At 68.6% G+C, this 20,782-nt stretch carries 16 protein-coding genes; 12 read left to right on the top strand and 4 right to left on the bottom strand.

The annotated features are described in order from the left end of the window. Positions 1-51: 51 nt before the first annotated feature. Together AB0D31_RS10145 and AB0D31_RS10150 are read right to left on the bottom strand one after the other, a co-directional pair. Positions 52-261 (bottom strand): DUF397 domain-containing protein, encoded by a 210-nt coding sequence (locus AB0D31_RS10145; RefSeq protein WP_362719679.1) that lies wholly within the window; start codon positions 259-261, stop codon positions 52-54. Next, positions 243-1,085, bottom strand: a complete 843-nt coding sequence (locus AB0D31_RS10150; RefSeq protein ID WP_362719682.1) for a helix-turn-helix transcriptional regulator — start codon at positions 1,083-1,085, stop codon at positions 243-245. The genes AB0D31_RS10145 and AB0D31_RS10150 overlap by 19 nt, the downstream gene beginning before the upstream one ends. Positions 1,086-1,282: 197 nt before the next feature. Between AB0D31_RS10150 and AB0D31_RS10155 the strand changes: the two genes are divergently transcribed. The 12 genes from AB0D31_RS10155 to AB0D31_RS10210 all read left to right on the top strand — a co-directional run bounded on the left by AB0D31_RS10155 (position 1,283) and on the right by AB0D31_RS10210 (position 19,526). Then, a complete protein-coding gene (locus AB0D31_RS10155; protein ID WP_362719684.1) occupies positions 1,283-1,618 on the top strand; it encodes a hypothetical protein in 336 nt (111 codons plus the stop codon). Beyond that, the gene (locus tag AB0D31_RS10160; RefSeq protein WP_362719779.1) at positions 1,615-1,839 is read left to right on the top strand and encodes a hypothetical protein; all 225 of its coding nucleotides are present in this window, start codon (positions 1,615-1,617) and stop codon (positions 1,837-1,839) included. Before AB0D31_RS10155 ends, AB0D31_RS10160 begins: the two co-directional genes overlap by 4 nt. 183 nt (positions 1,840-2,022) lie before the next feature. Continuing rightward, positions 2,023-3,894, top strand: a complete 1,872-nt coding sequence (locus AB0D31_RS10165; RefSeq protein ID WP_362719687.1) for a DUF2075 domain-containing protein — start codon at positions 2,023-2,025, stop codon at positions 3,892-3,894. A 124-nt stretch (positions 3,895-4,018) separates the two neighbouring features. Next, the gene (locus tag AB0D31_RS10170; protein WP_362719689.1) at positions 4,019-7,921 is read left to right on the top strand and encodes a phage resistance protein; all 3,903 of its coding nucleotides are present in this window, start codon (positions 4,019-4,021) and stop codon (positions 7,919-7,921) included. Beyond that, positions 7,918-10,836 (top strand): BREX-2 system phosphatase PglZ, encoded by a 2,919-nt coding sequence (gene pglZ / locus AB0D31_RS10175; RefSeq protein ID WP_362719692.1) that lies wholly within the window; start codon positions 7,918-7,920, stop codon positions 10,834-10,836. The genes AB0D31_RS10170 and pglZ overlap by 4 nt, the downstream gene beginning before the upstream one ends. Before the next feature lie 40 nt (positions 10,837-10,876). Beyond that, positions 10,877-12,625 carry an AIPR family protein gene (locus AB0D31_RS10180; protein WP_362719695.1) on the top strand — a complete coding sequence of 583 codons (1,749 nt, stop codon included), beginning with the start codon at positions 10,877-10,879 and terminating at the stop codon, positions 12,623-12,625. A gap of 37 nt (positions 12,626-12,662) precedes the next feature. After that, positions 12,663-13,997 (top strand): BREX system ATP-binding protein BrxD, encoded by a 1,335-nt coding sequence (gene brxD, locus AB0D31_RS10185; RefSeq protein WP_362719697.1) that lies wholly within the window; start codon positions 12,663-12,665, stop codon positions 13,995-13,997. Beyond that, positions 13,997-16,156 carry a DEAD/DEAH box helicase gene (locus AB0D31_RS10190; protein ID WP_362719699.1) on the top strand — a complete coding sequence of 720 codons (2,160 nt, stop codon included), beginning with the start codon at positions 13,997-13,999 and terminating at the stop codon, positions 16,154-16,156. The genes brxD and AB0D31_RS10190 overlap by 1 nt, the downstream gene beginning before the upstream one ends. Positions 16,157-17,701: 1,545 nt before the next feature. After that, positions 17,702-17,986, top strand: a complete 285-nt coding sequence (locus AB0D31_RS10195) for a hypothetical protein (protein ID WP_362719702.1) — start codon at positions 17,702-17,704, stop codon at positions 17,984-17,986. Further along, positions 17,983-18,381, top strand: a complete 399-nt coding sequence (locus AB0D31_RS10200) for a PIN domain-containing protein (protein ID WP_362719704.1) — start codon at positions 17,983-17,985, stop codon at positions 18,379-18,381. Before AB0D31_RS10195 ends, AB0D31_RS10200 begins: the two co-directional genes overlap by 4 nt. Positions 18,382-18,528: 147 nt before the next feature. Beyond that, a complete protein-coding gene (locus AB0D31_RS10205) occupies positions 18,529-18,876 on the top strand; it encodes a hypothetical protein (RefSeq protein ID WP_362719707.1) in 348 nt (115 codons plus the stop codon). A gap of 20 nt (positions 18,877-18,896) precedes the next feature. Continuing rightward, complete coding sequence (locus AB0D31_RS10210) at positions 18,897-19,526, top strand: hypothetical protein (RefSeq protein WP_362719710.1); 630 nt, start codon at positions 18,897-18,899, stop codon at positions 19,524-19,526. 35 nt (positions 19,527-19,561) lie between these two features. Here AB0D31_RS10210 and AB0D31_RS10215 read toward each other — a convergent pair whose 3' ends face one another. Beyond that, positions 19,562-19,954 carry a hypothetical protein gene (locus tag AB0D31_RS10215; protein ID WP_362719713.1) on the bottom strand — a complete coding sequence of 131 codons (393 nt, stop codon included), beginning with the start codon at positions 19,952-19,954 and terminating at the stop codon, positions 19,562-19,564. 463 nt (positions 19,955-20,417) lie between these two features. Beyond that, on the bottom strand, positions 20,418-20,690 hold the full coding sequence (locus AB0D31_RS10220) for a hypothetical protein (protein ID WP_362719716.1): 273 nt from the start codon (positions 20,688-20,690) through the stop codon (positions 20,418-20,420). Positions 20,691-20,782: the final 92 nt, after the last annotated feature.

Raw genomic sequence — 20,782 nt, forward strand, 5'->3', positions numbered from 1 at the left:
ACGCCAACGGCCCCGCGATCCGTCCGGATCGCGGGGCCGTTGCGCTCGCGTTTAGGCAGACAGCTCCCCGTCCTTGACGGCCGCAACGAACGAGGACCAGCCACCCGCCGGGATTACGAGCACAGCACCGTCCAGGGTCTTGCTGTCTCGTACCGGAATGAAGGCCGCGAAGTCATCGGAAACCTCGATGCACGCGCCGCCGTCAGAGTTGCTGTAGGAGCTCTTCCGCCAGGTCGCGGCGCTCAGGTCGATGGGTCGCACGGCACTTCCTCCAACATGCGCAGGATGAACTTTCGCGACTCGGCGGGGGACAGCGCCAGGTCACGCACCGAATCGTAGGCACCTTGCAAGCGCTCAACTGCCGCGCTTTCCTCAATCAGATCGCCTCGGTGTGCGTTCTCCGTATAGGCCACCGTACGCCCCTGCGGCAAGCGCAGGAACCATACATCGGTGCTGTCCAGCCCGTACGGACCGGCGCTGAACGGCAGCAAATGAATCGCGATGTTGGGCCGGTCTGCCGTCTCGGCCAGGTACTCCAACTGCCCACGCCACTCGCGTGCATCCAGCAAGGCCATCCGCAGCACCGCCTCGGACAGGATCGTCCGGAACCTCGGTGCTCCCTTCCCCTCCAACAACTCCCGGCGCCCCATCCGCGCCTCCACCTGCTGCGTGAGCTCCGGCTCTTTGATGCCGCCCGCCGCGAGCACCTCCCGCGCGTACCCCGGCGTCTGCAACAACCCCGGCAGCACGCTCACCGCGAAGTGCCACAGGCTCACGGCCTCAGCCTCCAGCTTCATGTACCGCCGGTACTGCTCGCGAAACTGCGTGTGGTCCGCCGTCGCCAGCTCCCACAGCGCCAGCAGCAACCCCGGCGTCCCATAGTGCGTATCCAGCGCCTGGACGACCTCCGGGCTGCCGAGCGTCTCGCCCTTCTCCATCTTGCCGAACAAGGACCAGTCCCAGCCGAGCCGTTCGCCGAGCTGCCGCAGGCTCGCCCCGCTGGCCGTCCGGAGGGTCCGCAGTTCCTCCGCGAACCGCTGGCGCGGCTCCTGGCTCCGGCCGGTGATCACTCGCCGCTGCGGCATGGCGCGCCCCTCCGGGACGAAGACGGTGTGGAAGGTGTGGAACCGGCGCCGTGGGGCGGGGAAGCACTCCGCCTCCCACAGCGTGGGCGGCGCCGTCCGGACCCATGCTCGTAGCGCCCGGACTACGCACGGTAATCCAGCCCCGCGTCCCCGGGTGAGGGAACCAGCCGAAACCCCCACAAGGAGAGGGAACCACCATGACCTCGACGCCCCAGCCGCCCCCGCACGACGACGGAAACGGCAACGACGCCACCTCAACCAGGCCCACCCTGCCACGACGCCCCACCGCCAAGATCAAGGAGGCCCTCGCCGCCCGCGACGCCCTCGCCACCGCCCTCACCCGGGCCGGCATCCAGATCCCGGCCATGGACGTCCGTACCCCCTGGCCGGACGACGACAACGACGGCGACCGGCAGGCACACACCTCCAACCGCGCGGCCGAGACCCGCTACGCCCTCGTCCACCTCGGGGTCGTCTCCGCCCCGGTGGCGCACGCGCTCGCGGACGTCATCACGCGCGGGGCCGCCCAGTGACGGACGGGCGTGTCCCGGCGGTCGGGGACACCGTCCGGGACACCGCCCTCGACCGGATCGGGGTCGTCATGGGCCACGAGGGGCCGCACCTCCAACTGTGCCCGATCAACGGCGGCCGGTACTGGGACGCCGACCCGGATGCCGTACTGCCTCTCGGACCGGAGGAGTTGCTGCTCGCGCTCCTCCGGGCGGTGAATGCCCGGAGCAGGCGTCGGCTCTGAACCACCGCCCGCACACGCCCCGTTGACCGAGATCCGCCCCAACCCTTCTGCATGATCCACACGCTGTCCTAGAATGGCCCGGATCATCTCAGCGGCCCGCCGGGCTTCCGTTCCGCTTCCGCGGACCTCTGGAGGACATGCCCCCACCCGCACGAGTCACTTCGTGCTGCCTGGGGGCATTTCTTGCTGTTCCGTGAGTCCGCGGCATCCGTGGCCGCCCGCATCCTCGAGGGGTCCCTGGCGCTGCACCTGACCGAGAACTTCGGGCACGCACACGGCCGTCGGCCCGCAGACGCCGAAATCCGGTCCTGGGAGCGGAGCCTGCCCGCCCTCACGAACGCCCTGCTCGACGCCGGACTCGGCGATGTCGAGGTGCTGATCGAGTACACCCTGCCGCTGACCAGCAAGCGCGCCGACGCCCTGCTGGCCGGCGTGCACCCCCGCACCGGCGAGCCCTCGTACGTGGTCGTGGAGCTCAAGCAATGGAGCGAGGCCCACGCGCTGGAGGACGAGCCGCTGCTGTGCGCCGTACCGGCGTACGGCAAGCGCCCCGTGCTCAACCCGATCGAGCAGGTCCGCGGCTACTGCGAGTACCTCGTGTCCTTCAACGGGGCGCTGGAGCGGATCCCGGAGTCCCTGGCCGGGGTGGCGTTCCTGCACAACGCGACCGAGTTCGGGGTCGGTTCGCTGCGCAGCACCCCGGAGGATGTCCGGGGCCGCATGTACACCGGGGACCAGCGCGGCGCGTTTCTGGACTTCCTCCGCTCGCGGCTCGCGCCGAAGTCCGGGGCGCCGGCGGCGGACCTGCTGCTCCAGGGCAAGGTGCGGCCCTCGAAGCAGCTGATGAAGGTCGCCGCAGCCGAGATCCGCGACCGCGAGCAGTTCGTGCTGCTCGACGAGCAGCGGGTCGCCTACGAGCTGGTGCTGTCCGCGGTCCGCAAGGCGAAGCGCGGCAACCACAAGCAGGTGATCGTGGTGACCGGCGGCCCGGGTTCGGGCAAGAGCGTGATCGCCCTGTCCGTCCTCGGCGAGCTGTACCGGCGTGGAGTGCCCGCGCTGCACGCGACCGGCTCGGCGTCGTTCACCAAGACGATGCGCAAGGTCGCCGGGTTCCGCAAGCCCGAAGTGCAGAAGCTGTTCAAGTACTTCAACAGCTTCATGGACGCTGAGCCGAACGATCTCGACGTCCTGATCTGCGACGAGGCCCACCGCCTGCGCAAGACCTCCGCGGACCGGTACACCAGGGCCGCTCTGCGTACCGGCCGCCCGCAGGTGGCGGAGCTGATCGACGCGGCCCGGGTGCCGGTGTTCCTGCTGGACCAGCACCAGGTGGTGCGCCCCGGCGAGATGGGAACGCGGGAGGAGATCGAGCGGGCCGCCGCCGAACAGGGGCTCGACTGCACGGTGGTGGAGCTGGACAGCCAGTTCCGCTGCGGCGGCAGCGACGCGTACGTGAAGTGGGTCGCCGCCCTGCTGGGCCTGGAGGGCGACGGTCCGATCCACTGGGAGCCGGACGGCAAGGTGGAACTGCGGGCCGCCGACAGCCCGCAGGAGATGGAGGCGTTCCTCACCGCCCGCCGGGACCAGGACGACTACGGTGCGCGGATGGCGGCCGGCTACTGCTGGAAGTGGACGACGGACATCACCCTGGACATGTCGGAGCTGCCCGCCGACGTCTCCATCGGCGAGTGGGCACGGCCCTGGAACCTGGCCGGCGACCGGTCACGGCTCGGCGCCCCGCCCTCATCGCTGTGGGCCACCGATCCGGCCGGTTTCGGCCAAGTGGGCTGCGTGTACACCGCGCAGGGCTTCGAGTACGACTGGTCGGGCGTGATCATGGGACCGGACCTGGTCTGGCGTACCGACCGCTGGATGGTCGACCGTACGGCTTCGAGGGATCCGGCGTTCACCAAGGCAACTCCCGACGAAGATGTCGACCGCCTCGTCCGCAACACCTACAAGGTGCTGCTGACCCGGGGCATGGTGGGCACCGTCGTCTACTCGACCGATCCCGAGACCCGGGACAAGCTGCGCTCCCTCATCCCGCCCGCCTAGCCGGGCCGTTGGCCCTCCGGCGGGGTGCCGTCAAAAGGCGAAATACGGTCATCGCTTGTCAGAGCAACACCATACGATCGGACCAGCCCAGCCCCTGCACGCCCGCCGGAGAGTGAGACCGCCCATGGCCCAGCAGCCGCCCCTGCTCCGCGATGTCATCGACATCAAGGAGTCCATCTCCACCTCGGACTTCGTCCTGCGGCTCTCGGAGGCGACGACTCCCGAAGGTGCGGAGCGGGCGCTGCGGGACTACGTGGTCACGGAGCGGCTGCTGGAGAACTTCGACGAGGCCCTCGGTCTGATCAGGGCGGCGCTCGACGGCCACACCTCCAAGGCGGCCTATCTCCACGGTTCGTTCGGTTCCGGTAAGTCGCACTTCATGGCGGTGCTGCACGCGCTGCTCAGCGGGAGTCCGGCGGCCCGCTCCCGCAAGGACCTGGACCCGGTGCTGACCAAGCACGAGTGGCTCGGCACGGACGGCAAGCGGTTCCTGCTCGTGCCGTACCACATGCTCGGGGCCAAGGCCCTGGAGCAGCGCGTGCTCGGCGGGTACGTCACGCACGTCAAGAAACTGCACCCAGAGGCGTCGACCCCGCAGGTGTACCGGACCGACGCCCTCTTCACGGACATCCGGGCCATGCGCGCACGGATGGGAGACGCGGCCGTGATCAACGGTCTCGGCTCGCTCGACGCGGCCGGCGGGAACGCCGACGAGGACGACGAGTGGGGCGAGTCCTTCGCCTGGACGCCCTCGTTGCTCGACACCGCGCTCGCCGCCGAGGAGGTCCACGAAGCGGGCCGGGCCCTCAACCTGGTGAGCCCGTCCACCCCTGCCGAGCTGCGCGCCCGGCTGGTGCAGGACGCGAGCACGAACCTCCTTCCGGGATTCGCGCAGAACGCCGCCGAGGACGAGCACGGCTTCATCTCCCTCGACGCCGGCCTGTCGGTGCTCGCCGAGCACGCCAAATCGCTCGGATACGACGGCCTGATCCTCTTCATGGACGAGCTGATCCTGTGGCTGGCCACACTGATCCACGACCAGAAGTTCGTGGCCCGCGAGGCCGGCAAGATCACGAACTTCGTCGAGGGCGGCGACGCCCGCCGGGCGATCCCCGTGGTCTCCTTCATCGCCCGCCAGCGCGACTTGCGCGAGCTGGTCGGCGAGGAGGTGTCGGGAGCGGCGGAGTCCTCCATCCAGGACACTCTGAACCTCGCCTCCGGCCGGTTCGACAAGATCACGCTGGAGGACCGCAACCTCCCGCAGGTGGCGCACGCCCGTCTGCTGACCCCGAAGGACGCGGAATCCGCGGCCCTGGTGAAGGCCGAGTTCGACAAGACCCGCAAGGTCCGCCAGGAGGTGTGGGACACCCTCCTCGGCTCCGACCGGGGCGCGGACGGAGTCGGCGCGGACGAGGAGTCCTTCCGCCTGACCTACCCCTTCTCCCCGGCCTTCATGGACACCCTCGTCCATGTCTCCTCCGCGCTCCAGCGCAACCGGACCGGCATGAAGCTCATGGGGCAGCTGCTCGCCGACCACCGGGGCGAACTGCGCCTGGGCGACCTGATCCCGGTCGGCGACCTCTACCCTCTGATCACGGCGGGCGGCGACAAACCGTTCACCGACAGCCTGAAGGTGGTCTTCGAGGCCGCGGACAAGCTGTACCGGACCAAGCTGCGCCCCTACCTCCTCCTCACCCACAACGTGTCGGAAGAGGACATCGAGCAGTACACCAACCGCCCCGACAGCATCACCGACCAGGAGCTGCGAGGCCGGATCGAGCGGTTCCGGGGCGACAACCGAATCATCGGCACCCTGCTGCTGTCGGCGCTCGCCCCGAGCGTCCCGGCCCTCGCGGACCTGACGATCCGCCGTCTGTCGGCCCTCAACTACGGCTCGGTGGTCGCCCCGATCCCCGGCCGTGAGTACGGCATCCTGAGCAACAAAGTGGAGGACTGGGCCGCCCGCTTCCCCGAGATCAAGAAGACCGGAACGCAAGCCAATCCGGGCGTCCGGCTCGAACTCTCGGGCGTCGACGTGGACTCGGTCATCGCCAACGCCAACGTCAACGACAACCCGGGCAACCGGCAGGCCCTCGCCCGGCGGATCCTGGCCGAGGAACTGGGCATCGAGCACGGCCCGATCATCGCCGAGCTGGCGTTCGTGTGGCGGGGCACCGAACGGACCGTCGAGGTGACCTTCGGCAACGTCGCCGACGAGGAAGAGCTGCCCGACCACGATCTGATGCCCCAGCTGGACGGCCGCTGGCGCATCGTGATCGACCTCCCCTTCAACGACCAGACCGAACACGGCCCCATCGACGACGTCCACCGGATGCAGCGCCTCCGGGAGAAGCAGGGAGAGCCGTCCCGTACGGTCGCCTGGCTGCCCACCCACCTCGCCAGCCAGCGGTTCGCGGACTTCCGCCGCCTCGTCGTCATCGACAAGGCTCTCGCCGACGACCAGCGCTTCGACGGCCAGTACGCGGGACATCTGAGCGCCGACAACCGGGCGCGGGCCAAGGGGCTCCTTGAGACCCAGCGGGAAGCCCTGCTGGTGAGGGTCACGGCCGCCTTCAAGCAGGCGTACGGGCTCGCCGACAAGAAGGCGACCGACGTGCAGCTGGGCTTCGAGGACCACCTGGTGTCACTGCGCGAGGTCGAAGGGCTGAACCTGTCCTTCGGCCAGTCCCTCCACGACGGGATCCGGCACATCGCGGGCAGGTTGCTCGCCTCGCAGTTCCCCGACCACCCCGACCTGGACGAGGACGGCAACCAGACCGTCGTCAAGCCGGCCGACGCCAAGAAGGTCTTCGGACACGTCCGCGCCGCCGCCGAGGCCCGCGACGGGCGCACCGAGATCCCGGCCGCCGACCGGAACCTGATGCGCAAGGTCGCCGGTCCGCTGCGGCTCGGGCAGCAGAAGGAGGCGTACTTCGAGCTGTCCCACTTCTGGGCGGACCACTTCCGCCGGCTCGCCCGCGAAGAGGGCGTGACCGGCGACCTCAGCCTCATCACCCTCACCGACTGGACCGACCGCCCGGCACCGCGCGGCCTGCCGGTGTTCCTGGCCCGGCTCGTGGTCGCGTCCTTCGCCGAGATGGACGACCGGGTGTGGGTACGGGGCGGGACCCCGCTCGACCCCGCGCCCGCGCTCCACGAGATCAAGGACCAAGACGTCCTGCGCAGCCAGCCGCTGCCCTCCGAGGAGCACTGGGACGAGGCCCGCACCCGCTTCCAGACCGTCTTCGGCGAGCCCGCACCGACGCTGCGCCGGGGCAGGATGGTCAACCAGCTCGCCCGCCGGATCGCGGAACTGGGCCGCTCCCACCGAGAATCAGCTGCCGAACTGGTCACGCAGCTGGAGCGGCACGCCGCCTTCCTCCGGCTGGACGAGACGGTGGAGACGGGACGTCTCGCCATCGCGCGACGCGCCGTCACCCTCCTGGACTCGATCACCCAGCCCGCCGGTCAAGGCGGCGCCGCGGCGAAGAAGACCGTCGAGGCGCTGGCCGGCTTCGACTTCGGCCCGGTCAGCGCGGACCGGTTCGGGACCTCAATCAAGCAGGCACGAGCCGTGGCCCAGGCCCTGGACACGGCCCCGTGGACCACCCTCGACCTGGCCTCCTCCGAAGGGCCCGAGGGGGACGCTCTGCTGGAGTCCCTGCGCAACGCCGCCCGCAGCGACCAGCGGACCAACGACCTGCGCGAAGCCCTGGACCGGACGCAGCGCGAGGTGCTGGCGTTGGTCAAGCGGAACCGGGCGACGCCCGCCCCGCCGACGCCGCCCGTACTGCCGGCGCCCGGTCCGCAGGACGTGCCGCTGGACACACCGAGCCGTCACCCCAAGGTCCCCGACGACGGGCCCACCACGACCTCCACTGGCCCGACCGGGAAGGTCCGGCGTTCCGGTGGCCGCCGTACCACCGTGGCCGAGGCCGTGGCCGAACTCCAGGCCGAACTGGCCGAGCTCGCGGCCGAGGAGCCGGGCGCCACGGTCGAGATCACCTGGCGGGTCGTCGAGGCATGAGTACGGCCACCACGAGCGGGATCGCGGTCCGGCTGAACCTCGCGACGATCACGCAGTACCTGTCCGCCCAGACCTCCCTTGCAGACGCCCTCAAGGGCGTGGGGAGGCGGCGGGCGGTGCTGTTGCGCTCGGCGCCCCTGTGGGACGGGCCGTCCGAACCGGTCTGGGGCGACGGGGAATCGGCCCGCATCGTGGCGGCACCCTCCCCTCTGGCGATCCACGAACTGCTCCTCGACCACCTGACGCAGACGGGCCGGGCTCAGGGCCCGTCCGTTCTCGTCGTCCTCACCGACCGCGAGCAGAACGAACTCGACCCGGCCCTCCTGGCCCGCGCCCACAAGCAGCGCATCGACACCCTGGACAGCTGGGAGCTCGTCCGGGACGCGTTCGGCACCCGGCAGGTCGACCCCCGGCTCAAGGAATCCAACTGGGCCGCCGAGGCACTGCTGGACGCCGCCCCGCCCAAGGGCGGCTGGCCCAGGGTGCCCGGCGTGGTGCTGTCCCGTCAGACGGCGTTGTCCGCGCTGGCGCGGCGGCGGCTGCGGCTGCCCCCGTACGCGGACGACGACGCCGCGGAGGTCCAGGACCGGTCGGCCGCGGCCGACCGCCTGGACCCGCACAGCCTGCTCGGCTGGTCCCTGGTCCCCGGCGGCCCCGAACGGCTGCTGGAACTGCGCGGACCGGAACGCTCGGGCCTCGCCGAGTTCCTCGGCGAGGAGGAACAGGCCGGGCTCGCGGGGCGGGCCCTGCTCGCGTTGGTCGAGGCCGACCACGGAGCGGAGGCCGTGGCCTTCGGGCTGGTGTGCGCTGCCCTGTGGTGCCATGCCGAACCGGACGCGTCCGTGTACACGGCGCGAGGTCGCGCGGAGCGGTGGTTCGGAGAGCGCTCACCGGCAGACGGCGAGCAGTTCGACGCCCTGGCCGCCGCCTTCGGGCGGGCCTCGGAGGAGTATGTGTGCGGGCTGCTGCTGGCGGCCGACGCCCGTGGTGCGGATACCTCGGAGGGCGCCCGTGAGGCCCGCAGGGTCTCCGACACGGTCCTGGACCGTGCCTCGTCGCTGGTGCGCCAGTTCGGTGCGGAGGCAGCCGCACAGGCAAGCCCGGTCCTGCCGGCCGGCCTGGCTGCCCGCTTCACCGCCGTAGGAGAGGCGCTGTCGTCCGGTGGGCCGGACGAAGCACTCTCCTTCGCGATCCGCAGGCTCGCCGCCCACCAGCGGCCGGCCGGGCCGGACACCGCCGCCCGGATCGAGCGCACCCGCATGGCCCGGCGGCTCGTCCGCTGGCTGACCGGTGAACCGCCCGTCGAAGCGCTCACCGTGGCCCGCGCCATAGAGCGGCACCTCACCGACACCGGCTGGGTGGACCGGGCCCTCGAACACATCGAAGCGGGCGGAGACCCGGACCCTACCGTCAAAGCCGCGTACGACCGGCTCGTCGTCCGCGTCCGCGCACGTCGGCACGAGATCGACGAACAGTTCGCGCGCGCCCTGGCGACGTGGACGGCCGCGGGTACGGATCCCGGCACGATGCTGACCGTCGAGACCTTCCTCGACCGGGTGGTCAAGCCGATCGTCCGAGGCCCGTCAAATCGACGCGTCCTGCTGCTCGTCCTCGACGGGATGAGCGCGGCCATCGCCGCCGAACTGGGCGAGGAACTGCGCGCTTCCTGGGCGGAGTTCGACCCGATGGGTGAGGGCCTGCCCCGCCGCCGGGCGATGGCGGCCGCCCTCCCGACCCTGACCTCGGTCTCCCGTACCTCTCTGTTCGCGGGCAGGCTGATGGAGGGCTCGCAGAAGGACGAGGCACGGCTGTTTCCCGATCTGCCGCTGTGGGGCGGAACATCGGCCGCGGTCTTCCATAAAGACGACCTGCGGGCCGACAGCGCCGGAAACACCTTCGGCCCGGCGCTCACCGAGGCGCTCATGGACGGTCGCACCCATGTAGCCGTCGTCCTGAACGCCATCGACGACCGGCTCGCCAAGGAACAGAAGCTGGGTGACGGCGCCTGGCGGGCAGACCACGTCCCCGCCCTCCTCGACCTGCTGCGCATCGCCGCGGGGCAGGGCATGGCCGTCCTCGTCACCAGCGACCACGGCCACGTGGTCGACCGGCACGGTACGAAGGTCGAGGCGGCAACCCCGTTGTCCGCCCGCCACCGGGCCGCCTCGGACGGGCCTGCGGGACCGGCCGAGGTCCTGCTCCGCGGGCCCCGGGTGGTCGCGCCCGAGCCGGGCTCCTCCGTCGTAGCCTTGTGGGACGCCGATTCGCGGTACACGGCCCGCAAGGCCGGCTATCACGGCGGGGCGTCCCTCGCCGAGTTCACCATCCCGGTGCTCGCCTTCCTGCCGTTCGGAGCGGACCCGCTTCCGGCCTGGCGGGAACTGGGTGAGCAACGGCCGCCGTGGTGGCTCCTCGACGAGCAGTCCTCCCGCCCCGCGCTCGCATCCGTACCTGCGGCAGCGGCCCCTCCGAAGCGGCAGAAGCAGCAGAGGGCCACTCCGGGCCAGGCACGTCTGGCCGAGACGAACGACGCCCTGTTCGACATCACGGTGGTACCCGCGGACGAGGACGCGGCGGCCCTGCTGACCCCGGCCGTGGTGGACCCGGACGACGCCCTCGTAGCCGCCCTCTTCGCCGCCGACGCGTTCCAGGGCCAGATCGGGCTGCTCGCCCGCAAACCCCCGATGGACAAGGTGGACCGTGCCGTCCGGGTCCTGCTCGAAGCCGGTGGCACCCTGCCGGTCACGGCGCTCGCCCAGCGTGTCGGCTACCCGGCGACCCGCGCGGACGGCTTCGCCGCGACGCTGCGTCAGCTCCTGAACTACGACGGTGTCCAGGTCCTGGAGACGCTGCCCGATGGCCGAACCGTTCGGCTGGATATCCCCTTGCTCCGCATCCAATTCGATCTAGGCTGAGTTCTTTTCGCCCCGTACCGCACCGAACGAGCCAGGAGCCATGAGCGCCAACGATCGCGTACTGATCAACCAGATGGTCGAGGAGCAGCGCGCCGCCCGCTCCGTTCCGCTTTCCTTCGACGCCACGTTCGAACGGTTCGCGTGCGCGCACGCCCTGCACGGGTTCGGCCTCTCGGAGGAGGAAATCGAGGCCGGTGTGATCGGTGGCTCCGACGACGGGGGCATCGACGGCGCGTACGTCTTCCTCGGCGGCCGGCTCCTGCACGAGGACAGCGAGATCTTCCAGCAGCATTCCTCGGTCGCGAACATCGACGCCAAGACGCAGCTGACGCTCTGGCTCGTCCAGGCCAAGACCAGTCCCGCCTTCTCCGAGCTGGCCCTCGACAAGGTGGCCTCCACCTGCTCGAACCTCCTCGACATGGAGGTCGACGAATCCGCAGTCAGCGTGCTGTACGACGACGACCTGCTCGCCCGCTTCGCCCTGTTCAGGAGGGCGCTGTCCCGGCTGCTCACCCGTCATCCGACCGTCCTGATCAAGTTCTCGTATGTGACCCGCGGCGAAGCGGACCAGGTACATCCCAAGGTGCTCGCCAAGGCCAAGATCCTGGAGGCCCAGTTCACCAACGCCTTCGCCATCTCCACCGGCGAGGTCGAGTTTTTGGGCCCGGCCGAACTGTGGAAGCGGGCCAGCACCCTGCCCTCGTACACCCTGGAACTTCCGTACCGGGAAAGCATCACCCACGGCACCAGCCACATCGCCTTGGTCGCGCTGGGCGAGTACATAGAGTTCCTGAGCGACGAGACCGGGATGATCAAGTCCCACATCTTCGACTGGAACGTCCGCGACTACCAGGGCGACGTGGAGGTCAACCGGGAGATCACGGCGTCCCTCCAGAATCCCCAGGCGCCCGAGTTCTGGTGGCTCAACAACGGCATCACCATCGTCTGCTCGCAGGCAACGTCGGTCGGCAAGCGGCTCAGCCTCTCCGACGTGCAGATCGTGAACGGCCTCCAGACCTCGTACACCCTCCACGAGACGCTGCGCGAGCGGTACGTCGCCGATCCCTCCGACCCCGTGTTCAACAGGCTCGTCCAGGTCCGCATCCTCGTCACCGCGGACCAGGCCGCCCGCGACGCGGTGATCCGTGCCACCAACCGGCAGACCACCGTGCCCGTCGCCTCGCTCCGGGCCACCGACGACATCCAGCGCCAGATCGAGTCGTACTTCCTCGAACACGACTGGTTCTACGACCGCCGCAAGAACTTCTACCGGAACCAGGGCAAGCCGGCCGACCGCATCATCAGCATCCCGCTCCTGGCGCAGTCGGTGATGGCCATGGCACTGGGGCGCCCCGACTACGCCCGCGCCCGTCCGTCGAGCCTGCTGAAGTCCGACTCCGACTACGGACGTGTCTTCTCCGACAAGACCGAACTCCCGGTCTACCTGTGGCTCGCCAAGGCCCAGCGCCACGTCGACGACTTCCTCCAGTCGAGGTCCGAGCCGATCTCGCGCTCGGAATACACCAACCTCCACTTCCACCTGGCGATGCTCGGTGCCGTCGACCTCCTGGGCAAGGTGTTCAACAGGCCGGACTCGCTCGGCAACGCCGCCCGCGAGGGTGTCTTCCCGAGCCCTGCCCGCCTCGAATCCCTGTGGCAGGCACTCAAGGAGCAGTTCGAGAACTTCCAGAAGGAGAAGAAGTGGGGGCCGGACAAGTCCGCGAAGAGCGGTGACTTCGTCACCTACCTGACGTCCAGCCTCGGTTACGGAGCCCTGCGCCAGCGGTGACTTCGGGCACGGAGGGCGGGCGACCGCGAATGGAACAATGGGGACCGTGACCGTTCCCCGCACCTCCGCCGTCTCCGCCGCCCGGCGGCGCACCGCCATCGACGCACTGCGTCGCGGCGCCGTCCCCGAGAGCGGCCTGGACCTGCTCGCCACCGGGCTGGACCGCTTCGAGGCCGCCCTCGACGCGGAACTCGACGCTGTCGCCTCCGGTGCCTCGGTGTTCAAGGCCGTCCGCGGCGAGTACGGATCCGGTAAGACCTTCTTCACGCGCTGGCTCGGTGAGCGCGCCAAGCAGCGCAACTTCGCCGTGGCGGAGATCCAGATCTCGGAGACCGAAACCCCGCTGCACAAGCTGGAGACCGTCTACCGGCGTCTCACCGAGCGGCTCGCCACCACGAGCTTTCCGCCCAGCGCCCTCCGGCCGGTCGTGGATGCCTGGTTCTACGCGCTCGAAGAGGACGCCCTGGCCGCCGGGGCGAGCGAGGACGAGCTGAGCGGAGAGGTGGAGCGGCTGCTCGCCGCCCGGCTGAGCGAGGTGTCCCGGCATGCCCCCGCGTTCGCCACGGCGCTGCGCGGATACCGGACTGCGCTCGCCGAGGGCGACGAGCCGACCGCGGCGGCCGTCCTCGCCTGGCTCGGCGGCCAGCCCCACGTCGCATCAACAGCCCGCCGGTCCGCCGGCGTCCGCGGGGACCTGGACCACTTCGGCGCCCTGGGCTTCCTGCAAGGCCTGCTGACCGTCCTGCGGGATTCAGGACACCGGGGGCTGTTCGTCGTACTGGACGAGGTGGAAACGCTCCAGCGGGTACGGTCCGACGCCCGGGACAAGGCACTCAACGCGCTGCGCCAGCTCATCGACGAGATCCACTCGGGACGATTCCCAGGCCTCTACCTGGTCATTACCGGAACACCCGCCTTCTACGACGGCCAGCAGGGTGTACAGCGGCTCGCTCCACTGGCCCAGCGCCTTGCCACGGACTTCACGACGGACCCGCGCTTCGACAACCCGCGCGCCGTCCAGGTACGGCTGAGCGGCTTCACCCAGGAGTCACTGACCGACCTCGGGATGAACATCCGCGACCTGTACGCGGCAGGCGCCACCGCCCCCGACCGGATCGAGGCACTGGCCGACGACGCGTACATCGCCGACCTCGCCCGAGCCGTGGGCGGCGCCCTCGGCGGAAAGACCGGAGTCGCACCCCGGCTCTTTCTCAAGAAACTCGTCGGTGACGTCCTGGACCGCATCGACCAGTTCGAGGACTTCGACCCTCGCCGGCACTACCGACTCACGGTGACGAGCGAGGAACTGACGGACGTGGAACGGAACCTGGCCGGTACCCCGTCTGCCGCGGATATCGACCTGGAACTGTGATGGGCCCCACCGCGGACCCCGCCGACCGGCTCCATCCCGTCATCCTCCATCACGTGGTGAACACGCTCGGCTGGCCGGACCTGCGTCCGCTGCAACGGGCCGCGATCCATCCCGTGATGGACGGCGAGGACGCCATCCTCCTCGCCCCCACCGCCGGAGGGAAGACCGAGGCCGCCTGTCTTCCGGTCCTCTCCGCCATGTCGGCCCAGGGCTGGACGGGGACGTCGGTCCTGTACCTCTGCCCGCTCAAAGCGCTGCTCAACAACCTCGTCAACCGCGTGGACACATACGCCCAGTGGCTGGGGCGCACCGCTTCCCTCTGGCACGGGGACACCAGGGAATCGCAGCGTCGGCGCATCCGCACCGATCGGCCCGACATCCTTCTCACCACTCCGGAATCACTCGAAGCGATGCTGATCGGTGTGAAGACGGACCACGCCCACCTACTGGGCGGCATCAAGTCCGTCATCGTGGACGAGGTGCACGCATTCGCCGGCGACGATCGGGGCTGGCACCTGCTGGCGGTTCTGGAGCGTCTCGAACGGGTGACAGGACGGCCGATCCAGCGGATCGGGCTCTCGGCGACCGTCGGGAATCCCCGACAACTCCTCACCTGGTTCCAGGGCTCGGGGGCCGGCCGCCGCCCCGGTCAGGTCATCGCGCCCGAACTCCCTCAGGCGCACTCGACGTCTGACGGCCACTCGGGATCGCCCAAGATCAGCGACCCGCCGCCTGGGGACATCGAACTCGACTACGTGGGGTCCCTCGCCAACGCCGCCAAGGTCATCGCGGCGCTGCACAAAGGCGAGAAGCGTTTGGTGTTCTGCGATTCCCGGCGCCAGGTGGAGGAGCTCGGCGCGGCCCTGCGTGCGCGCGAGGTCACGGTCTTCCTGTCGCACGCCTCGCTCTCGGCGGACGAGCGGGCCAGGTCGGAACAGGCGTTCGCCGAGGCACGCGACTGCGTCATCGTCTCCACCTCGACCCTGGAACTGGGCATCGACGTGGGTGACCTGGGCCGGGTCATCCAGATCGACTGCCCAGGCACGGTCGCCTCCTTCCTTCAACGCGTCGGCCGTACCGGACGCAGGGCCGGGTCCACCCGCAACTGCCTGTTCCTGGCCACACGCAAGGAAGCCCTCCTGCAAGCCGCCGGTCTGCTCCTGCTCTGGGGCCGTGGCTGGGTCGAACCGGTCGTCGCGCCACCCGAACCACGACATCTCGTCGCACAGCAACTCCTCGCCGCCACTCTGCAACAGCACAAGCTGGGCGACCAGTTGTGGCCCGACCAGTGGAACGGGCTGGCCCCCTTCGACCGTTCGGCGGCCCCCATCCTGCGACACCTCGTGGACGAAGGATTCCTGGAATCCGATGGCGGTCTGATGTTCATCGGCCCCGAGGCGGAGCGCCGCTTCGGGCGGCGCCATTTCATCGAGCTGACCGCCTCGTTCACCGCTCCCCCGCAGTTCACCGTTCTGTCCGGGCGCACGGAGATCGGACAAATGGATCCCTCCGTGCTGACCGAGGAGCGGCCTGGCCCGCGCCGTCTGCTGCTTGCCGGCCGCAGCTGGCAGGTGACCTTCATCGATTGGGGCCGCAAGCGGGCCTTCGTGGAGCCCGTCGACGGTGGAGGCGTCGCCAAGTGGTCGAGCGGCATGCTCACCGGCTTGTCCTACGCCCTCACCCGGGCGATGCGCGACGTACTGCTCGGCGCCGATCCGCTCGTCTCGCGCACCGGGAGAGCGGAGGCCTGCATGCGGGAGTGGCGCGAGGAGGAGGCACCTCACGTGGTCCACCCCGGTGGGACACTCGTGGCACGACATGGCGACGACGTCCGCTGGTGGACCTGGGCCGGTTATCGCGCCAACGCCACACTGGGAGCGACGCTGTCAGCTATCACCGACCCGGTGCAGCGGCCGACCGACTGCTACGTCCGACTGCGCGAGGACCTGACATCGGACATGTGGCGAGCCGCCCGAGAGGCCGCGGGACCCGATTCGGTTCTGGTGCTTCCGGAAGTCGACCAGCGAGCTGTTCGCGGACTGAAGTTCTCTGCCGCTCTGCCACCACGGCTGGCGACAGCCACCGTCGCTGCCAGGCTGTCCGACTTCGACGGGGCACGCGCCGCCCTGGCGGAACCGGTACGGTTCCTCACCACGTGACTCCAGCCCGTCACAGCCTCACCGATGCGCACGACTGGGCTTCAACGCTCAGCACGTTGTTGGGCGTTGCGCTGAGCCCGAGGGGGTTCGTTGCCGCTCAGAGCCCGGATGTGCGCGCGGGTGCTCTTCCTCAAAGGCACCGAGACACATCGTCGGCGTCCGCGTGCCCGTCCGGTCCATGAGCCACGGTCACCCGGTCGAGAAACTGCAAAGGTACCGAGTCGTCGTACAGCTCCTCTGCCGGGGCATCCCACTCAGCAAGGGTCTGTGCCTTGAAGCCCGCCATGCGGGTGGCACCCATCGTTGCGTCGCTGCAAAGAAATGACCTGGCCTGCTGAGGACGGGCCAAAGTTCCAGGGCTCCGTAGAGCCTTCAATCGGGTCAACAACCGGGCGTAACTCTGGTCGCAGCCGAAGCAGCGCCACTCGCAGCGTCCCTCCGGTCCCCTTGGCCTGTTGCCCCTCCTCCACCAAATGACTTCGCAAGTTGCCTGGAACTGCATCCAAGAGCTCGGTCAGGACAAGTGGGTGGTGACGCTGCCTCACTTGAGTGATGCGAAGCTGCTGCTCATTGTCCGCTGCCCGCTTCCCCCGCCTCGACTTGCCCACGTGGGCGATACGGAACTGTCCGTACCTGTCCGTAGAAGCGATCATCAAGAGGCGCCGGCCTTGGGCCAGAATGCCAGCGGGCGGGTCAGCGGGTCACCGTGCACCCCCACTCAAGGCGCCAAGATTGATACAGCTCCTCGCGCCACCGGAGGTCTTCGAGCTCGTAGTTCCGACACTTGGTGATCGCTACCATGCGGCCCTTCTGCCGCTTCGCACGACCAGCAATCATTCTGGTTCATTTTCCGCCCCCACTCTTGTCCCGCAGGGACAAGGAACTTGGGTTGCCGATCGAGTCGACGCCGCCGAGCTGCCTCATGGCAGCTCTTCGGTCGGGAGTCACGGACGCCACTGATGGGCATCCGCATGCCCTCGCCGTCATGCGGTCAGATCCGCCGAGCGCAGCACTGGAATTGACGGAGGCCGAAACATGGACCCGGCCACCCCGTGGGCGCGGCCGGGTCCATGTGATGAGGCTTCAGCGCAAGCGTCATTTGAGCGTCAGCCGCCCGCGAACGCACCCATGCTGCTACGAAGACTGCGCCATGCCTTCTCAAATCGGCAGGTCAGAGGCAGTAAGCGGTCGCTGGACGCCTTCACCCGATACTCGACTGGAAACAGGTCGAATAGCGGGCGAAGGCCAAGAAACCGCAGGTCAGGCGGCCTTTGCGATGGGTTCGAGGATGGCGACGCACTCCACATGATGCGTCATCGGAAACATGTGAATCAAAAACATGTGAAAGAAAGCCGCAGGTCAGCGTCGCACCGAGAGCAGTTCGGGCCGGGTTCGGTGTGCGTTACGGGCGCTACGTGCGATCTCTTGCCGCACGACCGACCCGGCACGAACACCCTCTCCAGCTCGTGGCTGCGCAGGCCAACGCGCGAGCAGAGAATCAGCTAGGACGTCGCTTTATAGCATTCGAAATGCTATACTCGCATTATGGCTGACGACGACACCGACTTCCTCCCCGGCGACGGGCCCACCAGTGGAATCTCCGTCTCCCTCGCCGCCGGCACCCTGCAGGCGATCCGCGAACGGGTCGGCAAGCGGGGCGTGTCTGCCTACCTGGAGAAGGCTGCACAGCGGCAGATCGAGCGTGACAGCCTGGACGAGCTGATCGCCGACTTCGAGAGTGTCAACGGCCCTGCCGATCCGGAGGCCGTGGCCGCCAAGCGGGCCAGGCTCACCGGCACCCCCTCCTCCGGGGCTGGTGCGGCCGCGTGAGCGGCGCTCTGATTCTGGACAGCGAGGGCCTGGCCAAAGCCGTCCAGCGCGACCGCGAGGTCCAGGAGTGGCTCACGGCCGCCCGCGAGGCCGACTGGCCCGTCGTCACCTCGGCCGCAGTACTGGTCGAGGTGAGCCACCCCAGGATCAATGACGCGGCGCTGAAATGGACACTATCCCGACTGCGGGTCGAGCCCCTCACCCAGGCCACCGCCCAGACTGCGGCGAACCTGCTGCGCACGGCCGGACTGCACGGCCACAAGTACGCCATCGACGCCATGCTCTGCGCCACCGCACTTGCTCAGCCTGGCCGCGTCACAATCCTGACGTCCGATGTCGAAGACATCTCCATGCTCACCGAGGACCACTCCCGAGTCATGGCCGAGAAGGTCTGACACTGTCAGAACCAGCAACCAATCCCTGCCCGCACCGTCAGCACGCGCACTCGGCCTTTCGACGAGGCGACGCTCTCGACGGGGAGTGATGTTACGGTTACCGTAAGTTGAGGAAGATGCGGGCGTGTGCTGGCCTCGGGGGGCGAGATGCAGCGCAAGGAGCGGTTTCGGAGCATCGTCAGCGATTTCGGTTCGACCTGTAAGCAGGCATTGCTGCACGGGCAGAAGGAAGCCGCGATCCGCCGAGCAGTAGAAACCCTTCTCGTCGAAGCGGCAGGGGTGTTGGGGCTGCAGGCGGGCCTACATGCCGAGGTCGCCATCGCCGCGCATCGGATACGCCCTGACCTGGCAGTGCGGATCGGGAAATCGCCGCGCAACATCGTCGGCTACATCGAGCTGAAGAGCCCCGACAAGAGCGTGATCCATCCCGGCGGTCTGAACCAGCGCGACCGTCGTCAGTGGGAAGGCATGGCGAAACTGCCCAACCTGATCTAACGAACGGTCAGACCTGGATCATGTACCGCTCAGGTCGGCAGTACGGCGACACCATCCACTTCGAGGGTGATCTGCGCAGCGCCGGCTCCCGCCTACGGCTACCGGTCGCCACTGAGGCCGCCTTCGAGGCCATGCTCGTCGCCTTCTTCAGCTGGCAACCCCAGCCGCTGACGTCCATGCGAGAAGTGGTCGGCCAAATCGCTCCACTGTGCACTCTCCTGCGTGATGCTGTCCACGACCGTCTCGATGCCGAAGCGGGCCTTCCACGTCACCGGCGCCCGTTCACCGACCTGGCGTCCACGCTTGAGGTTGACCTCTTCCCGACCACGGACAGCCGGGACAAGCGCGCCACCTTCGCTGATCGATATGCCCAGTCCGTCACCTTCGCCCTCTTGCTCGCCAGCTCAGACACCGCTGGCGACAAGAACAAAGCATTGATCGGCATGAGCTTGCACGAGGTAGGCCGACGCCTTGGGGCTGAGCACTCCGTCATGGGCCGCGCGTTACAGATCCTCACTGATCAGGTCGAGGGAGAATTCCGTGACAGCTTGGACATGCTCGTCCGCGTCATTGATGCCATCGACTGGAAAAATGCCCTCACCAGCGACCCTGGCTTCCACATCCATCTCTACGAGCACTTCTTGCAGTAGTACGACGCCGACCTGCGCAAGGACTCCGGCACCTACTACACCCCAGCCCCGCTGGTGACAGAGATGATCCGGCTTGTTGACGAGCTCCTGGCCAACACATTGGATTGCCCAGATGGCTTCGCCGACCCTGGTGTGTCCACATCGACCCTTCGATGGGAACTGGCACCTTCCTCACCGGCGTCATCGACCTCGTCGCCCGCAGACAATCCGAGGGTGGCAACGAGGGCTTCCGCGCCGAATCCGTGCAGGAACTCGCAAGTCGGCTGATCGGGTTCGAGAAGCAGATGGGCGCCTTCGCCGTCGCTCAGATGCGCGTCGGTCAGATGCTGCGGCATCTCAATGCCCGGGTCCGGCTGCGGGACATGCGCCTGCACTTGGCCGACACCCTCGCCGACCTGTGGCGGCCCAGTGAACTCTTCGATCGCCATGGCGCCTTGTGGGGGCCTTTACGTGACGACGCGGAGGCAGCAAGCACTATCCAGCGCAACGAACGCATCACCGTCGTCATCGGCAACCCTCCCCACCGCGAACAAGCAGAAGGCCAGGGCGGATGGATAGAGAAGGGCTCACCAGGCCGCGGGGCCCCACCCCTGGACGACTTTCGGTTGCGCGGTGCAGCAGGCGTATACGAGAACAAACTGAAAAGCCTGTGCACCTACTTCTGGCGCTGGGCCACTCACAAAGTCTTCGACCAACATGGCGATCACCGCCACGGCGTCGTCTGCTTCGTCAGCACCGGCGGATTCATCCGCGGCGCTGGCTTCCAAGGTATGCGGTCCTATCTGCGGCGCACCTGCACCGAAGGCTGGGTCATCGACCTCACCCCCGAGACCAAAAGGCCCCCAACCAACAGCCGCTTCTTCCCAGGCGTCCAACAAGAGTTAGCAATCGCTATCTTCGTCCGCCGACAAGGCGAGCGACAAGACGAACTGGCCCCCGTCCACTACAGACGTGGGGGCCGATGTTCTCCACCACGCGCGCCCCGAGCGCCTCGGTGCCCATCACGTAGTGCTCCGGGTGCGCGGCGAGCAGCGGGCGGGAGTCGTCGGACGCGAACGCCGCGTCCATCCACTCCAGGAACTCGCCCGAGGTGAGGCCGTGGGCCTTGAGCACCGTCGTACCCGCCTGAAACTCACCGTCGGAGGACGAGCTGGTCAATGCCAACCTCAAGCGCAGCCTGCCCATGCACCATCAGGCCCGAGACCAGGCCCAACTCGCCGCCGAAACCCGCAGATTCTTCCACCGCCGTCAACGGC

Origin of the sequence: Streptomyces sp. NPDC048361 (assembly GCF_040651795.1) — a bacterium.
Taxonomy (GTDB): domain Bacteria; phylum Actinomycetota; class Actinomycetes; order Streptomycetales; family Streptomycetaceae; genus Streptomyces.

Excerpts from the sequence above, each read along its gene's own strand:
- AB0D31_RS10150 (WP_362719682.1), bottom strand. The coding sequence starts at position 1,085 with ATGCCGCAGCGGCGAGTGATCACCGGCCGGAGCCAGGAGCCGCGCCAG.
- AB0D31_RS10155 (WP_362719684.1), top strand. The coding sequence starts at position 1,283 with ATGACCTCGACGCCCCAGCCGCCCCCGCACGACGACGGAAACGGCAAC.
- AB0D31_RS10170 (WP_362719689.1), top strand. The coding sequence starts at position 4,019 with ATGGCCCAGCAGCCGCCCCTGCTCCGCGATGTCATCGACATCAAGGAG.
- pglZ (WP_362719692.1), top strand. The coding sequence starts at position 7,918 with ATGAGTACGGCCACCACGAGCGGGATCGCGGTCCGGCTGAACCTCGCG.
- AB0D31_RS10180 (WP_362719695.1), top strand. The coding sequence starts at position 10,877 with ATGAGCGCCAACGATCGCGTACTGATCAACCAGATGGTCGAGGAGCAG.
- brxD (WP_362719697.1), top strand. The coding sequence starts at position 12,663 with ATGGGGACCGTGACCGTTCCCCGCACCTCCGCCGTCTCCGCCGCCCGG.
- AB0D31_RS10190 (WP_362719699.1), top strand. The coding sequence starts at position 13,997 with ATGGGCCCCACCGCGGACCCCGCCGACCGGCTCCATCCCGTCATCCTC.
- AB0D31_RS10195 (WP_362719702.1), top strand. The coding sequence starts at position 17,702 with ATGGCTGACGACGACACCGACTTCCTCCCCGGCGACGGGCCCACCAGT.
- AB0D31_RS10205 (WP_362719707.1), top strand. The coding sequence starts at position 18,529 with ATGCAGCGCAAGGAGCGGTTTCGGAGCATCGTCAGCGATTTCGGTTCG.
- AB0D31_RS10210 (WP_362719710.1), top strand. The coding sequence starts at position 18,897 with ATGTACCGCTCAGGTCGGCAGTACGGCGACACCATCCACTTCGAGGGT.
- AB0D31_RS10215 (WP_362719713.1), bottom strand. The coding sequence starts at position 19,954 with ATGGCGATCGAAGAGTTCACTGGGCCGCCACAGGTCGGCGAGGGTGTC.